The sequence below is a fragment of the Streptomyces sp. NPDC050743 genome (assembly GCF_044456925.1).
Lineage (GTDB): Bacteria > Actinomycetota > Actinomycetes > Streptomycetales > Streptomycetaceae > Streptomyces.
The window spans coordinates 1-15,107 of sequence record NZ_JBITGJ010000047.1 but is presented as its reverse complement, the minus strand read 5'-3'; the positions used below and the strand labels follow the sequence as shown (position 1 = coordinate 15,107).

10 protein-coding genes and 5 pseudogenes are annotated in these 15,107 nt (G+C 68.0%); 9 read left to right on the top strand and 6 right to left on the bottom strand.

Translation table 11 applies throughout. From position 1 onward, the window contains the following. Window positions 1-16: 16 nt before the first annotated feature. Window positions 17-763 (top strand): annotated as a pseudogene (locus ACIBJF_RS32985) (transposase); the annotation flags it as partial. 650 nt (window positions 764-1,413) lie between these two features. On the opposite strand, the gene ACIBJF_RS32980 reads toward ACIBJF_RS32985, so the two are convergent. After that, the gene (locus tag ACIBJF_RS32980; RefSeq protein ID WP_399179243.1) at window positions 1,414-3,144 is read right to left on the bottom strand and encodes an IS1634 family transposase; all 1,731 of its coding nucleotides are present in this window, start codon (window positions 3,142-3,144) and stop codon (window positions 1,414-1,416) included. Window positions 3,145-3,491: 347 nt separating this feature from the next. On the opposite strand from ACIBJF_RS32980, the pseudogene ACIBJF_RS32975 reads away from it, so the two are divergent. Continuing rightward, window positions 3,492-4,328 (top strand): annotated as a pseudogene (locus ACIBJF_RS32975) (IS110 family transposase); the annotation flags it as partial. Window positions 4,329-4,662: 334 nt separating this feature from the next. Here ACIBJF_RS32975 and ACIBJF_RS32970 read toward each other — a convergent pair. Next, complete coding sequence (locus ACIBJF_RS32970) at window positions 4,663-5,025, bottom strand: STAS domain-containing protein (RefSeq protein WP_399179242.1); 363 nt, start codon at window positions 5,023-5,025, stop codon at window positions 4,663-4,665. 156 nt (window positions 5,026-5,181) lie between these two features. On the opposite strand from ACIBJF_RS32970, the gene ACIBJF_RS32965 reads away from it, so the two are divergent. After that, entirely contained in the window at window positions 5,182-5,514 is a 333-nt protein-coding gene (locus tag ACIBJF_RS32965) for a helix-turn-helix transcriptional regulator (RefSeq protein ID WP_399179240.1), read from the top strand. Between the two features lie 158 nt (window positions 5,515-5,672). Then, on the top strand, window positions 5,673-5,810 hold the full coding sequence (locus ACIBJF_RS32960; protein ID WP_399179238.1) for a hypothetical protein: 138 nt from the start codon (window positions 5,673-5,675) through the stop codon (window positions 5,808-5,810). Window positions 5,811-5,839: 29 nt separating this feature from the next. Here ACIBJF_RS32960 and ACIBJF_RS32955 read toward each other — a convergent pair whose 3' ends face one another. Continuing rightward, window positions 5,840-6,490 (bottom strand): carbonic anhydrase, encoded by a 651-nt coding sequence (locus ACIBJF_RS32955; RefSeq protein WP_399179236.1) that lies wholly within the window; start codon window positions 6,488-6,490, stop codon window positions 5,840-5,842. 247 nt (window positions 6,491-6,737) lie between these two features. Then, window positions 6,738-7,210: pseudogene (locus ACIBJF_RS32950) on the bottom strand (ATP-binding protein). A 1,048-nt stretch (window positions 7,211-8,258) separates the two neighbouring features. On the opposite strand from ACIBJF_RS32950, the gene ACIBJF_RS32945 reads away from it, so the two are divergent. From ACIBJF_RS32945 to ACIBJF_RS32930, 4 genes and pseudogenes are all read left to right on the top strand, one after another. Beyond that, complete coding sequence (locus tag ACIBJF_RS32945) at window positions 8,259-9,359, top strand: NAD(P)/FAD-dependent oxidoreductase (RefSeq protein ID WP_399179234.1); 1,101 nt, start codon at window positions 8,259-8,261, stop codon at window positions 9,357-9,359. Between the two features lie 761 nt (window positions 9,360-10,120). After that, window positions 10,121-11,157 (top strand): annotated as a pseudogene (locus ACIBJF_RS32940) (XRE family transcriptional regulator); the annotation flags it as partial. Window positions 11,158-11,275: 118 nt separating this feature from the next. Further along, complete coding sequence (locus ACIBJF_RS32935) at window positions 11,276-11,485, top strand: hypothetical protein (RefSeq protein ID WP_399179232.1); 210 nt, start codon at window positions 11,276-11,278, stop codon at window positions 11,483-11,485. After that, a complete protein-coding gene (locus tag ACIBJF_RS32930) occupies window positions 11,482-11,970 on the top strand; it encodes a DUF6415 family natural product biosynthesis protein (protein ID WP_399179230.1) in 489 nt (162 codons plus the stop codon). Before ACIBJF_RS32935 ends, ACIBJF_RS32930 begins: the two co-directional genes overlap by 4 nt. A 274-nt stretch (window positions 11,971-12,244) precedes the next feature. On the opposite strand, the gene ACIBJF_RS32925 is transcribed toward ACIBJF_RS32930, so the two are convergent. Next, a complete protein-coding gene (locus tag ACIBJF_RS32925) occupies window positions 12,245-13,438 on the bottom strand; it encodes an alcohol dehydrogenase catalytic domain-containing protein (protein ID WP_399179228.1) in 1,194 nt (397 codons plus the stop codon). Between the two features lie 227 nt (window positions 13,439-13,665). Between ACIBJF_RS32925 and ACIBJF_RS32920 the strand changes: the two are divergent. Beyond that, window positions 13,666-13,995: pseudogene (locus ACIBJF_RS32920) on the top strand (excinuclease ABC subunit A); the annotation flags it as partial. A gap of 501 nt (window positions 13,996-14,496) precedes the next feature. Here the strand turns inward: ACIBJF_RS32920 and ACIBJF_RS32915 are convergent. Next, a complete protein-coding gene (locus tag ACIBJF_RS32915) occupies window positions 14,497-14,985 on the bottom strand; it encodes a transposase (RefSeq protein WP_399179227.1) in 489 nt (162 codons plus the stop codon). Window positions 14,986-15,107: the final 122 nt, after the last annotated feature.

Genomic DNA, 15,107 nt, shown 5'->3' with positions numbered 1-15,107 from the left:
GGGAAGCACGCCCCCCGCCTGCGGTATCCCGGACGAGGTCGGGCATGTGGAGAAGTGGCAGCTGGCCCTGGACATGCTCGATGAGATCCGCTCTTGGGGCATCGAGGTGCCGCTGGCCATCGCGGACGCCGGATACGGCGACGCCGCCGCGTTCCGGAGCGCAGTGCAGGCCCGCGGTATGAACTACGTGGTGGGCATCTCCACCACGCTGTCGGCTCATCCCGCCAAGGCGGTGCCGGTGGCCGAGCCGTACTCCGAGAGCGGACGCCCGCCGGTGGCGAAGTATCCCGACAAGCCGCAGTCAGTGAAGGAGCTGGTCATCGAGGCGGGACGGAAGGCAGCTCGGCCGGTGCAGTGGCGTGGAGGCTCCCGGCCCGGTGCCGGCCGCTCGGGCCGCAAGCGGATGTACTCCCGCTTCGTGGCCCTGCGTATCCGGCCTGCCGCACGCGAGGTCCGCCAGGCCACCGACGGCCCGGGACTGCCCGTGTGCTGGCTGCTGGCCGAACGGCCCGCCGAGGAGAACGAGCCGGTGCAGTTCTGGCTGTCCGACCTGCCCTCCGGCATGCCGCTGACCACCCTGGTCCGACTCGCCAAGCTCCGCTGGCGCATCGAGCACGACTACCGGGAGACCAAGCAGGCCTTGGGACTGGCCCACTTCGAGGGCCGGACCTGGAATGGATGGCACCACCGCGTCGCCCTCGCGCACGCTTTCTGCACCCTGCAACGACTGGCCCGAGCCCCAAAAGACGCGGCGCCAGCCTGAGCCTCTACCAAGTCGTCCGCGAGCTACAGACACTCCTCGCCCTCTGAACCGGTGCCTGCCCCACCTGCCACCGCGACATACCAGCACCGATACTCCCCACGCGCGCTGGACGATGAACAGCGCGCTGCGTTCGAGAAGCTGTTGGTGAGCCGAGGTTGGGGCAAGTTGATCACAGCTTCGGGCTGACTACCCAGTCACGCCAGGGCGTGGCCGCCGCGGTTGCCGTAGCCCCGCATCAGGAACCGTACGGGCCTTGGCCTGCAACATTTCGGCGGCCTCTGCCTACACATACTTGAAGACCCCGGCCTCAGCGTTTCCGCTGGTGAGTGTCGGAAGCTGCAGTGAACGGTCGCTGCGCCGGGTGCCCGCGCTGGCCTCTCGTATGCTGACCTGGGAGTTGGTGCCGCGCCTTTAGTTTTAGACCGACCGGCAAATGGTGGCGCTGGGCACGAGACAGGCACGGGCCTGAGTGATCATGGAGTCCTACCTTTCAAGCGTGGGTTTCCGCTGGTCATTCGTAAGATCGGTGGGCCCAGGCCTGCGTTCCGCGTAATTCAGCGGCATAGAGTCACGAATCTGGGGTCTGACCTGCGCGGACATGGGTGAGGGCGCCTGAGAGGCGTTTCTCTAGGCGCTGGTGTTCGTGCTGGTCAGCGGGGTGTGGGTTCGAGGGCGATGATCTGCTTCGGTGTGGGGATGTCGAGCTTGGCCAGGAGGTCGGTCTGGGGCTTGGTGAGGGTGGTGACCTGGCGGAACAGGCCGGTGGGGCCGGTGAACGTGCCGAGGTGGAGCCGGTCGAGTTCGCGGCGGATGGTCGGCCAGGTCGCGCCGGTGGTGGTCTCGATGATGCGGATCAGCAGCAGGGCGAGCCAGCAGAGAATGACGTGCGAGCGTATGCGTTCCTCGAGCCGGTGATAGACGGGCCGCAGGTCGATGATCTGCTTCATGTCCCGCCAGCCCCGCTCGACTTCGAGGAGCTGCTTGTAACCGAGGGCGATGTCCTCGGCGGACAGGTGAGGGTCGGAGCATCGCAGCAGGTACTTGCCGTCAAGGTTCTCCTCCGTCTTGATCTTCGCGGTGTCGATGCGGAGCTTGCCGGCCGGTGTGGTGCGAAGGTAGCGGTTGAGGCCGGGCTTGTCGGCGATCTTGCCGCGGAGTTCGCCGCGCTTGAACTCGCTGAGCTTGTCGGTGTCTTCGATCAGGAGGGTGAGCTGGGCGACGAGCTGTTCGCGTATGTGCTGGTCGCGGGTGGCGGCTTCGGGGTTGTGGCAGATCACGAACCGTTCGGTGTCGGAGATCCGCACCTCCTTGACCCGCATGTTCTGGGCGATCTCGCCGTAGCGGCCCTGGCGGGACAGGGCGGCCTTCACCTCCGGGCTGCCTGAGCGGAGTTTCTCGCCGACGATGTAGGCGTTCTCGCCCTGGCGGAGGTAGCGGCGGTTGCGTTCGCTGGAGAATCCCCGGTCGGTGACCCACACGATCTTGCTCAGGGTCCAGTCCCGCATGTCGTCCTTGACCTGCCGGATCAGCTTCTGGTCACCGGTGTTGCCGGGCCAGGACCAGACGCGGACCGGGATGCCGTCCCTGGTGACGGCCATTCCGATCACGATCTGCGGCAGGTCGTCGCGGGAGTCCTTCGACTTGCCGAAGGTCCGGAACCCGGCCTGGTCCGGGGCGTCACCGCTGTCGTCCGCGGCGGCGGGAGTGTCGTCTGCGGCGGGCAGGAGGCGGCCCTTGTCGTCGCGGGCGACGAGCACGTCGGCCTCCTCCAGTTCGAAGTAGGTGCTGGTGGTATCGAAGAACAACAGGTCGACCTCGAGGTTGAGAAGGTTCGCGACCTCGTCGAACACCCGTTTCTCCAGGTCGTCCTGGACTTCGTGGAGCCAGTCCATCGCCCGGTAGCAGGCGTCGTCGTCGGTGGCCGGCAGGCCGTCGACATGCACGTCGTGTGTGACCCAGTCCGCGGCGGCCAGCTTCGACGACGGGGCCAGGGCCCGGTTCGCGACCATGGAGAACAACACGCGCTCGGTCACCGACATGTCCCGGCGTCGGCCCCGCTTGGGCTGCCCGACCTGCCCGACGATCCTGTCGATCTTCAGTCGACGCCACAGCTGATCGAGGACGTAGGTGCCGCCGAACGGGACTGAGGAGACGAACTCCAGGTCGCCCGCCGCGGTCGACGCCAGCGCCTCGCCCGGTTCCAGCAGCCGCGATAGAGACGCGACCAGGCGCTTCACCGCGTCCCGGTCGAGGTCGTCCTCACGGCCGAACGAGAACAGCACCTTCGGGACCGCCCGGCCCTTCACCGGATCCCACTCGTTGTGAGCCAGGTGCAGGTACCGGACCGTGCCGGACTTGTTCTCCCGCTTCGTCGTCTTCACATACACGACTCCAGACCATACGGAGCAAGACCAGTTCAGCGCAGGTGAATCCGCAAAATCGCGTCTCTAGGCGAATCCGGCCGTGTCACTAGGCTCCAGCCCGCTGACCTGCACCTTCACCTCGGAAGGGACTCCAGAACCCCTGAATTGCGCGGAACGCAGGCCAGGGGCTCCGGGTATGGCTGTCATGGAGGAGCCGATCGGATGGCTCAGAGAACATGGCCGCCCCGCCCCGAGCCCCGCGACGACTCGACCGCCAATTGGGATACGCGACTTGATCGCTCTGTAGGACTACGTCGGCGAGGTCGTCTGCGGGATTGGTTGACGACGAGCTGACGGAGGTGGCCGTGCCCCAGATCTGGGCCGGAATGGACATCGGCAAGGAGCATCACCACTGCGTGGTGATCAACGATCAGGGCGAGCGGCTGCTCTCCCGCCGAGTCCTGAACGACGAGGCGGCCCTGCTGGAGCTGATCCGCGACGTCCTCGACATCGATCAGGACGTGCTGTGGGCGGTGGACATCAACCACGGCGGTGCTGCGCTGCTGATCGGCCTGCTGCTCAACCACGGCCAGCCCATGGCCTACCTCACTGGCCTGGCCGTCCACCGCGCGTCCGGCACCTACCGCGGCGAGGCCAAGACCGATGCCAAAGACGTCTGCGTCATCGCCGACCAAGCCCGCATGCGCCGCGACCTGGGCCGACTGCGGCCCGGCGACGAGATAGCCGTCGACTTGCGCATCCTTACCACGCGCCGCACTGACCTCGCAGGCGACCGCACCCGTCAGATCAACCGGCTCCGCGCCCAACTGCTTGAGTTCTTCCCCGCGTTGGAACGCACGCTGGACCTGACCAACAAGGGTCCCGTCATTCTCCTGACGGGATACCAGACACCGGCCGCCATCCGCCGCGCCGGCGCGAAGCGCATCGAGACCTGGCTGCGCAATCGCAAGGTCCGAAGCACCGCGGCCCTGGCCAAGTCCGCCCTGGAGGCAGCACAGGCCCAGCACACTGCGCTGCCCGGCGAGACGCTGGCCGCCGGCATGGTGATCCGTCTTGCGAAGGCGGTGATGGCCCTCGACGAGGAGATCGCCGAGCTCGACGCGCTCATCGAGGCCCGGTTTCGTGAGCACCCGCACGCCGACGTGATCTGCAGCCTGCCCGGGCGGTCCCCGACCCCCGGGACGCGCAGATTGCACGACTGAAGGCCGAGAACACCAGACTGCAGGGCCGCCTCTCCAAATGCGACGAGACGATCGCCGAGCTCGCCGAGTTCAAACAGCTCGCCCTCTCCCGCCTTGCCGCCCAGCACGACGAGATCACCCACTTGCGAGGACAGACCGCTCCTGCGTCCCCACCAGCCGTGGTCAGATCGATTCCGCGGTCCCGAACCGACGGTGTCATCGGCTCCTGCAGCTGACGCGATCACCCTGATGACCCGCCGACTCACCCGCGGCCCCAAGAACCTGCCCAACCTCGACCAAGTCCTCGAAGCAGCCTGACCCCTAGCCGCCGACGTCAGGCCCCGCCGCCGACCACCAGCTCGTCCTCGGCCTCGGCGACGGTCCCATACACCCGCACTACGGTGTCCACCCCGGTCATGGCCAGCATCTGCTGCAGCGTCGCCGGCACGGAGGCCAGCACCAGCACGGCGCCAGCCTTCTTCGCCTGCTGCCAGGCCCACAGCAGAACATTCAACCCGGCCGAGTCGCAGAACGTGACCCCGGACAGCTCGAGCACCACACACCGCTGACCTCGGGCGATCTCCTCCAGGAGACGTTCACGGAAGAACGGGGCGGTCTCATAGTCCATCTCCCCGATCAGTTGCACGGCCAGGCACGGCCCCGACGTCCTCGCCTGAACTGAGGGCTCTGCGGTCATCGCGTTCTCCCCACCGTCTCATCGGGAGACGCAACCGGTTGTGACGGTGAGACTATCGGCTTCCCACACACCGCGTCCCCACACCGCCCACACACGAGAACAGTGCACGGATGAAATCTGTTTCCGGTAATTTCCTGCAGGGATGCAATCAGGGCAGTGGGGAAGACGGGGGACCTCATGGACCAGCAGGCCCGCGGATGGGGCTTCCTCACCAACCACGCGCACGTACTGCGGGCCATCGCCCGAAACCCTGACCTCCGCCTTCGCGACATCGCGGCGGCCTGCGACATCACTGAGCGCACCGTCCAGAGCATCGTTACCGACCTCGAACAGGCCGGCTATCTCAGCCGCGAACGCGACGGACGACGCACCCGCTACAGCCTCCACCTCGACGACACGCTCCGTCATCCGGCAGACGCCCACCTGACCGTCCGCGAACTGCTGGAACTCCTTGATATCTGCGACCAGGACCGCTACCCGCACGAGTGAACTTCCGATGCTCACTATCGAGACACAGCCCCGCCCAGAAACGCGATATCGCCCACCGGCACCCCGTCCATCGAAAGCGACACGACCTGCGCGGGACACGGCTTCTGCCGAAACAATCTGCGACTCGGCAGGGTTGAACGTGCTGCTGGGAGCCCATCGTGATGCGGACAGGGGTGATGCTGGCCCTGGGCAGTGTTCCGGTCTCGCTGCACCAGATCCTGGTGATGACTGGAGCCGATCAGGTCCTGCGGGTCTTCGACACCGCCGCCGACGCCGAGGCCGCACTGAGCGCCTGACGCCGGCGGCAAGCGGGTCACGTCGGCGGTCAGACGATGGTGGTCTGCTGGTCGGCCGGGAGGTCGAGACCACGGGCGGCGACCAGGTGGGCGCGACCGTCGGCCAGCTGGTAGGACAGGCCGACGACGGCCGTCCGCCCCGAGGCGACCTGCTCGGCAAGTACACGGGAGCGGTCGGTGAGCAGGTCGACGCTCACGCGGACGTGCTCGCTGATGAAGTCCCGGTCGGTGCTGGCGCCGGCGGCCCGGGCCGCCAGCACACTGGGGGTCACCCGCTCGACGACGTCACGTACGAATCCGTCGGCGGTGGTGCCCTCGTCCACCGCGGCCCGCGTGGCGGCGACCGCCCCGCACGCGTCGTGGCCGAGGACCACCACCAGCGGGCAATCCAGCACACTCACTCCGTACTCGATACTTCCCAAAACCTCCGGACCCATCACATGGCCCGCGGTGCGTACCACGAACAGGTCTCCGAGCCCCCGGTCGAAGATGATCTCAGCGGCCAGGCGGGAGTCCGAACAGCCGAACAGAACGGCGAAGGGCTGCTGGCCCGGAGCGGTCTCGGCGCGGCGGGCGGCATCCTGGTTCGGGTGCTCGGGCGTGCCGGCGGCGAACCGGTCGTTGCCGGCCGTCAGCATCTCGAAGGCTTCACGCGGGCTCGGGGTGGCGGTGTCAGTCATGGCGGCAGGCTAAGGCCCTGCCCAGGCCCACCGCCCGGCGGGGCCGCCGAGCGAGCAGGCGGCCCCCGGGCGTGCCGGCGCGAAACGTCCGGGGGCCATCTCTCACCGGCCGGTGCAACCGGGAGCCTCGCATCGCTGGGAGAGCAGCACGCAGGGCTGACGACAGACAGCTACACGGCCCGCACCACTCTGGTCAACGGTGCACCCGTGCGCAAGGACACGATGCGGCCAGCTCCGCACCGCGCCATTACAGCTGGCGGCCGGCCACGCCGCCGCCCGGGTCGTCGGCCAGCTCGATCGCGGCGGTGATCCGCTTGCCCACCGGTTCCCGGTGGACGACAAAGCTCTGGCACACAGCCATCACGATCTCCAGGCCGTGCTGCCCGACGCGGCCGGGGTCGGCCGCCAGGACCGCCGGAAGCGTGGTGCTGCTGTCCCACACGGTGACCTCGACGGCGCCAGCGTTGACCTCCAGGGTCAGCAGGCACGGGCCGGGGGGTACTTGCGGGAGTTGGTGACCATCTCGCTGACGACCAGCTGCACCATGCCCATCACCCGGGTGGAGACCGGGAACCCGTGCACGGCCTGCACATCGGTCAGGAAGGAGCGGGCCAGGTCACGGGCGAGGGCGATCTCCTCACTGCCCTCGAAGGCGGCTGACACCGCGATGCGGCGCTCCACGAGGGGCTGCTGGTCCTCATCCTGCCCAGCCGGGTCCATACAAGTCCGCCTCACGTCCGAAGCGCCGATCCTCGCCGGGAGCCCGCTTACCCCCGGTCGGCGGTGGACGCAGGCCGGCACCTGCTGGCGCAGTGCGTTCAGTGCCTGCTGCCGGGTGAGCCCAGGGTGCAGATCCAGCAGGCGGCGAAGGCGGACTCCAGCGCGTACCTGCGCCGCCGGTACGGTCACCTGGTCGTGTCCATTGCGGACAGCCCCAGCCGATAGAGCGCCACGAAGTGCGCTGGCCGCTTGGTCACCGGCCGGCCCGCGCCAGCGCCGCCGGGCCAGCCGGTTCTGCAGCAGACACTCCCCGACGAGCTGATCGGCTGCTCACCGGTCTCGCTGCAGATGACGGAGCGCAGGCCGGGAGTGGGTGACCTGGCACCTGGCCGCCCCGGGCATCGTGGGGCTCGGCACGTCGTGCCCGCCCTGGACCGGGCCGGGCCACCGAGGCCGAACCGGTCCTGCCGGCAGCCCCGGAACTCGGTCGTTTGCCCGTCCTGATGCACGACTTCGCCTGGCCGGTGACTGGCGTGCAGGCCTCCCCCTCGCGCACGGTACGGGCTGGCCAAAGCACGGGGAACGACACGATGAGCCTGGACTCCGATGTGCAGGATGTCCTGGCTGCGGAAGCCGCCAGGCTGATCATGATGCAAGGTCATTCCACACCCAGCGCTCCGGGTGCCGTCACCACGTCCGGCGGGTCGACACCTCGACCGAGCGGAACCCCTGCTGCTGCCCGCTGGTCTGGACAGCCACGGAATCGCCAGCCGGCCGATGTACTGCTCAGAAACCTCCTCCCCTGACTTGATCGGACGTCCGATCCCGCGGCTCTCCGCCGGTGGACCACGGTCGTTGTCCGAGGTGGCCGGTTGACATATTTCGGACCGGTGTGAGGCTGAAGGAGACACGGTTCCGCGTCGCGTCACGTAGAGCCTGACAATGCCGCCCACCGGGTCCAGTCACCCACCAGTTCGCGGCGGCGACAGATGAACTTAATCCCTGCTCCGCAGGGGGACAGCTCCGGGACGCGAAGTGAGGCGATCGAATGGACCGGGTTCCCGAGGTGGCCGTGGTAGGAGCCGGCATCGTCGGCCTCTGCACCGCGTATGCACTGGCCGAACGCGGAACGACGGCGCGGGTGTACGAAAGCGGCGTTCCAGGCCACGGGCAGTCCAGTGGCCAGTCCCGCATCTTCCGCCACGCGCACGACGACGCCCGCCTGGTCGAATTCACCCGGCAGGGCCGCGCCGTCTGGGACGAGTGGGCCGACCGGTTGGGCGCCGAAATGATCTCCCATGACGGAGTGGTCGCCTTGGGCGGTCCCGTTCCTGGGAGACTGCGCATTCTGCAGGATGCCGGCGGCATACCGGTCCGGACCGTGGACAGCGCCGAGCTTCACGTCCGCATGCCGCTGCTCGCCCACTACCGCGGTCCCGCGATGCTCGATGAGGACGGTGGCGCCATCCGCACCCGTGTCGCGGTCGAGAGCCTGGCCAACGCGCTGGGTGACTCTGTGGTCACCGACGAGGTCATCTCGCTGCATCCGACGGGCCACGGCACGGTGGAGGTGCTCAGCGCCGTCGGCCGCGAAGAGTACGCAACGGCCGTGGTGTGTGCGGGCCTGGGCACGGCGCGGCTGGCGCGCAACGTGGGGCTTTCGTTGCCCATACGGCCGGCAGCCCACGTCCGCCTCACCTTCCAGGTCAGGGGAGCGCCTCCGGAACGGGTTGCCTGCCTGCAGGACAGCAGCGGCGACTTCGGCGAGGTCGGCGTCTACGCAGTCCCCTACCCCGGCAACAGCCGATATGCGGTGGGCCTCAGCCAAACGGTCGAGGTACGGGAGGACGGCAGCTTTGCGGACCCCGAAGCACTGGTGGCGCTCAACGACCGCGCCCGCTCGTACGTCTCCCGCGCATTGCCCGGCCTCGACCCCGAGCCCGTCGAGTACCTGCACTGCTGGGTGACAAGCCTGCCGTGGAGCGAAGACGGCATGGCGGTCTGGGAAGCCGACAGAATCTTCTTCACCGCCGGGCACAACCTGTTCAAACAGGCACCTCGACTGGGACGGGCGTTGGCCAGAGCGGCCATGGCCGAAGAACTCGAGGAGAACCTGCGGCCAGCGGCAGCACTCGGCCAGCCCCGCTGAACGCCCCAACAGTCGGCGCATCCCGCTCCGACGACGTGGTACCTACGAGGGGCGAGGAAGCCGGTACGCCCCGGCCTTCCCGGAGGCAGCTATCTCGTGTCCCCGTTTCCGAGAAGTCTTCCGTGTTCGGTTGGTTGCTCTCATCCACGATCTTGAAGGTTCGTGGTGGAGGCCGGCTGAGGGGCATCGGCTCCTTGCTCAGCCGCGGTACACCGCTGGCATCCGTGTGGTGGGTGACCATGGCGATCTGCAGCATGATGTGCCCCGCACCCGGGGGATCGCGAAAATTCCCTCCTACGCTGGCCGTCAGGCCCGGGCCGAGGGACGCGTCGGTGATCGCGGTGTGCCATCCGGAAAGATCCCGATCACATCAGTGCGGCAGCGGCAGCGGCAGCGGCAGCCGCGCGACGCGGACGGCCACCGTGATTCGGGTGCTTGCCCCCATCAGCAGGCCCTGCGCGGTCCGGGCGCCGGTGTCGACGTCGACCACGACCAGCGGGAATTACGTGCCGCGCAGCCAGGTCAGGTGCCACCAGCAGTCACCGATTGTCTCCGGCCCATAGGACGCGGTCCTCACGGCCCTGTCCGCCGCCGCATGGTTCGTCTTCTTCTTCACCACTCCGTACGCGAGTTTCACCTACATCGACAACACGGACCAGGTCATCACCGCCGGGTTGCTGCTCGTCGTCGGCCTTGCAGTCTCCCCAGCTGGCTCGTCGCTATGGCCGCGAGCGAGCCATCGCTTTCTCCGCGAGGGCGGTGATCTGGTGGACCTGACAGGCCGCCCGGATGGGCACGTTGACCTTTTCGTCGGCCCGGGACACCCACGGCTGGCAGCCGTGAAGGCCGCCGTCGACTCCTTTGCCCTGACGGCCAACGCCGAGCCGCCACGGACCGCCCACCTTGAGGCCCGACTGCACGCAGCCTGGAAGGCCCGGCACCAGACGGGCAACCACCGCGAGGCCATCGGGAAGCTGCTGCCCGACCTCATCCGTGACGCCCAGGTGCTCGTACGGCACGCCGACACGGCCGCCGACCGGCGCGCCGCTCAGTCTCTACTCGCCCAGACCTATTCGCTGTCGCAGTTCTTCATCGCCTATCAGCCCGACGCCTCCGTGCTCTGGCGCGTCGCCGAACGCGGCATGATCGCTGCCCAGGAGAGCGAGGACCCGCACGCCATCGGTGTGGCCGCCTGGCTGCTGGCTCAGGCCCACAGGGATTCCGGCCCTCGCCACTTCGACGCGGCCGACGCCGTGAACTCGAAGCCGTCCGATTCCTCGAACCGTTGCTGCCCGACGCCCCGGACGACGTGCTCGCCATCGCGGGCGCCCTGGAGTTCGAGCTCGGCTACACCGCCGCCCGCCGCCGGGAGACAGGCACGGCCTGGCGGCACTGGGACAAGGCCAACGACATGGCGGCCCGTCTGCCGGCCGACTACTACCACCCCGTCACCAGCTTCAGCCGGGCCGTGATGGGCGCGCACGCCGTCACCATCGCCGTCGAACTGCACCAGGGCGGCGAGTCCGTTCGGCGAGCCGCGAAGGCGGACAAGGCTGTGATCAAGTCCCACCCGCGGCGCGCCCGGCACCGGATCGAGGAAGCCCGCGGCTACCAGCTCGACAACCAGCCCGATGTGGCGATCGCATCGCTGGAGAAGGCGTTCGAAGCGGCTCCCGAGACGATCCGGTACAACGGCTACGCCAGGGCGATCATCCTGGAAGAGATCGAGTCGACGCAGGCCCCCCGCCTGCGCCGTGCCGCTGACCTGGCATCCCGGGTCGGCATCCTCGCTGCCTGAGCATAGCGACCGGATTACGGTCGGCGGTTCCCTTGTAGCGCTCTTACCTTCGAAGCGTCAGGCCCCGACGAGGTGGTGAGACCTCGCCGGGATGCCAACGCTACGCAGGAGCGTCGACATGAGGAACCGTACCGTCCCAGGCGGACGGCGAACACCCGGAGCCAAGATGACGATCCGGGTCTACAAGGTGAGCAGCGAGGGCGAGAAGTCAGTGCCGCGCGCCACCGTGACCGTGCCCTACAGCCACAAGCCCGTGCCCACGCCGATGAGCACCGCGCTACCGCCGTGCGCCTGCCCCATCCACCGCAAGGCCGGTGCAGTCCGGTGAACGGCACCGACGCGCCGCAGGAAGCGCCGCTGAGCACCGTCATGGTCCGCGCGTCAGCGACCTGGTTCATCGACCAGCCCACCCTCCTGCGCCACGAGAGGGTGAAGGCTTTCGACCAGGCCTTCCAGCAGCAGCTGTGGCAGCTGATCCCCCACATCGAGCAGATGGCCGCGGCCCTGCCGAAGGACGACGGACCCGCGAAGGTGGCCCTGGCCGGAGTCCGCGAAGCCCGCCGCCGTCTCGTCGAGATCGAGGCCGCCGGCCTGTCCGGTGAGGTGGCGCGGGTGAAGCGGCTGGCCCGGTCCGTGGTGTCCCTGTGCAACCACTACGACACCCTCTCGGGGGTGCGGATGTGCCTGGTCTGTGACAAGCCGATCGAGGGCGGCGATCCGTGGGAGCCGTACGGCCAGGTCAGCCCGTCCGGCGGCGCCACTTGGTCCGGCCGCGTCCACAAGGCCTGCGCCAACACAGTGCGCCGTCACTGACGAGCGCCCACCCGTGACGCCAGTAGTCGACCTCGTCGCCCCGCGGGGCGCGACGGGTGGAGAAGGACGTCAGGCGCAGCAGCGCCAAGCCGTCCTGAGCCATGGCCATGCTCTCCTCTTGACTGCTCCACGCCCTGCCCGAGGCTCACGGCGTCCTGTCCCAGCGCACGCCGCGGGGATCTTCCCAGGCCTTTCGCCGACCGATGCGTCGGCAAGGCAGGGGTCCGGCCCGCAGCCTCCCCGAAGGGGGACTGCGGGCCGGGGAGGGCGGGCCTCAGGCGGGAATGAGGCCGTGGGGGTCGATGATGAACTTTTCGGGCACTCCCGTGTCGAAGGTCGCGTAGGCGTCGGGGGCGTCGTCGAGGCTGATCACCTTCGTGTTGAGCATGGCGTTCAAGTAGGGCATGCGGTCCCACAGGATCGCCATCATCAGCTCGCGGTTGTAGTGCATAATCGGTGCCTGCCCAGCGGTGATCCGCGGCGACTTGATCCAGGCCTTGCCGAAGTCGATCGGGTACGTTCCCTCTTGCTCGGCCTTCGACTTCGCGAGCGGGTCGGGGCCGTAGACGCCGATGACTCCGGTGGCTCCGCCCGCGCGGGTGGCGTCGATCACCTGGTTGATGGCGTAGGCCGGGTCCATGTCCTCGGCCTCGCGGCCGATGCCGTGTGCCTCGGTGCCGACGTAGTCGACTGCGCAGTCGACCATGGGTTCGCCCAGGATGGCCTCGATCTGGTCGGTGAGCGCTGCGTCCTGGCTCAGGTCGATCGTCTCGCAGCCGTTCTTCTTCACCAGCTCCAGGCGGTCCTTGTTGTGGTCGCCGACGATGATGCAGGACGCCCCGAGGAGGCGCGCCGATGCTGCGGCGCAGCGGCCGACCGGGCCGGCGCCGGCGATGTACACGGTCGAGCCCGGCTTGGCACCGGCCTCCATGAGACCGTGGAACGCGGTGGGCAGGATGTCCGAGAGCAGCGCCAGGTCACGGATCTTCGCCATGGCCTGGTCCCTGTCCGGGAAGCGCAGGAGCTGGAAGTCGGCGTACGGGACGAACAGGTACTCGGCCTGGCCGCCGGTCCAGTCGCCCAGGTTGAAGCCGTACGCTCCGCAGGACACCTTGGGGTTCGTGGTCTCGCAAACGTCGGTCCGGCGCGCCCTGCAATTGCGGCATCGGCCGCAGGCGACGTTGAACGGGACGGAGACGAGGTCGCCCTCACTGAGGAACTCGACGTCGGGGCCGACCTCGAGGACCTCCCCGGTCATCTCGTGCCCCATCACCATGCCCTGGGGCACCGGGAAGGACCCGCGGTAGATGTGCAGGTCGCTACCGCAGATGTTGGTGGCGACGATCCTGAGGATGACTCCGTGCGGGGCCTTCTTACCGTTCGGCATCTCAAGCTTCGGGAAGTCGAGAGACTCGACGCGCATTTCCTTCGCGTTCTGGAAGGTGACGGCGCGGTTGCTGCTTGCCATGACGATCTCCTCTGCTGATCCGGGGGACTCGCCCGCCGGAGTGCCGAGGTCATTTGGGTGGCTTTGTGACCTCGGTCACTCTCAACGTAGGGCTACACCCAACGTATGCACGCCAGCGCCACACCCTCTATGCCCTGCGTGCCAACGCACTAACGCTGCGCGCCACGCTCCCGGCCAAGCACGTCATCTCCTATCTGCGCAGGTCCGCGCGTTGTTAGCTTTGAGGCATGGCCGACGCAGCAGCGCCCGCTCCCCAGGAGCCCTCACCCGTCCAGGACGACGTACGGGCGATGGGCGCTCGCGAGCACAATCTCAAGGACGTGGACCTGACGGTCCCGCGCGACGCAACGGTGGTCTTCACCGGCGTCTCTGGGTCGGGCAAGTCCTCCCTCGCCTTCGGCACCCTCTACGCGGAGTCGCAGCGGCGCTACCTGGAGTCGGTGGCCCCGTATGCCAGACGGCTGATCGACCAGACCGGCGTCCCCGACGTCGACTCGATCACAGGGATGCCTCCGGCCGTCGCCCTGCAGCAGCAGCGCGGAGGGCGCAGCGCCCGCTTTTGTCGAGATCGCCTACACCCCGACCAACAGCTCCTGGCTCAACCGCATCGAAGCCCAGTTCACTGCCCTGCGCTACTTCACCCTCGATGGCACCGACCACGCCAGCCACAAGGAGCAGGGCAGCATGATCCTCCGCTACATCATCTAATGGGCACTGAACGGCGGTTGCTCCGCGGCTGCCGCCACGGACAGGACCAAGGTCTATACATCATCAGGGCAGACAGCCCCATCGCCAGCCTGACCTGGTCCTGTAACCCGAGACCGGCCACCGCCCGCCGTGCCAGTACGCCCTGATGGGCGAGGCCATGCCTGGCACTGGGCCCTTGCAGAGGCGCGCTGGTCCCGGCTTCCACCGGCGGCGTCACATCCAGACAGATGATCAGATCGTTGTTGTTCGTGGTCCAAGCCATTCGTAGGGATCACCTCTCATTGCGCCCGGAGCCCTTCGAGCACTGGTCAAGACCGAGGGCCCCTGCGGACAGCTGGGGTCACGAACGGCTACTGAGGTTTTCGGGTTGGGGTCGGTGTGGTGATGGCCAGGCCGGTTTCGGTGAGGCAGCCGTCGATGAGGCGGGGGCGGTGCTGGATGTGCCTGAGCCCTCGGCGGAGGGTGCGGATGAGGTGGTCCGGATCGGTGAAGGCCGTATTTGCCATCGGGCCGCGCCGCAGGAGCGACCAGACGCCTTCGACGGGGTTGAGGTCAGGTGCGTAGGAGGGCAGCTGGAAGACGGTGAGCCAGTCATGCTCGGCCGCGTACTTCTTCATGCCGGCGGCCAGGTGGGTGTTGAGATTGTCCCAGACGAGCACGATGGGCCCGCCGAGCTGGATGTGCGCTCTTACCACCAGGTCCCGGTAGTCGGTCCAGGCAAAGCTCTTGCGGGCCCCCTTCAGCGGCAGATGGATCCGTGGCCGGTAGATCAGCCTGCTCTGCCGGCCGGGCTTGTAGCAGCACAGGGCTGCTGGGGGTTCCCCCCGAGAAGTGGACACCGGTTTGTATGCTTATGCGGCAAGTGAGAGTGTAGCTGAGTGTCGGGCCTCGTAGGCGACGGGGCTGAGCTGGCCGTTCTTCTTGTGTCTGCGGCGGGTGTTGTAGCGCGTGAGCCAGCGGA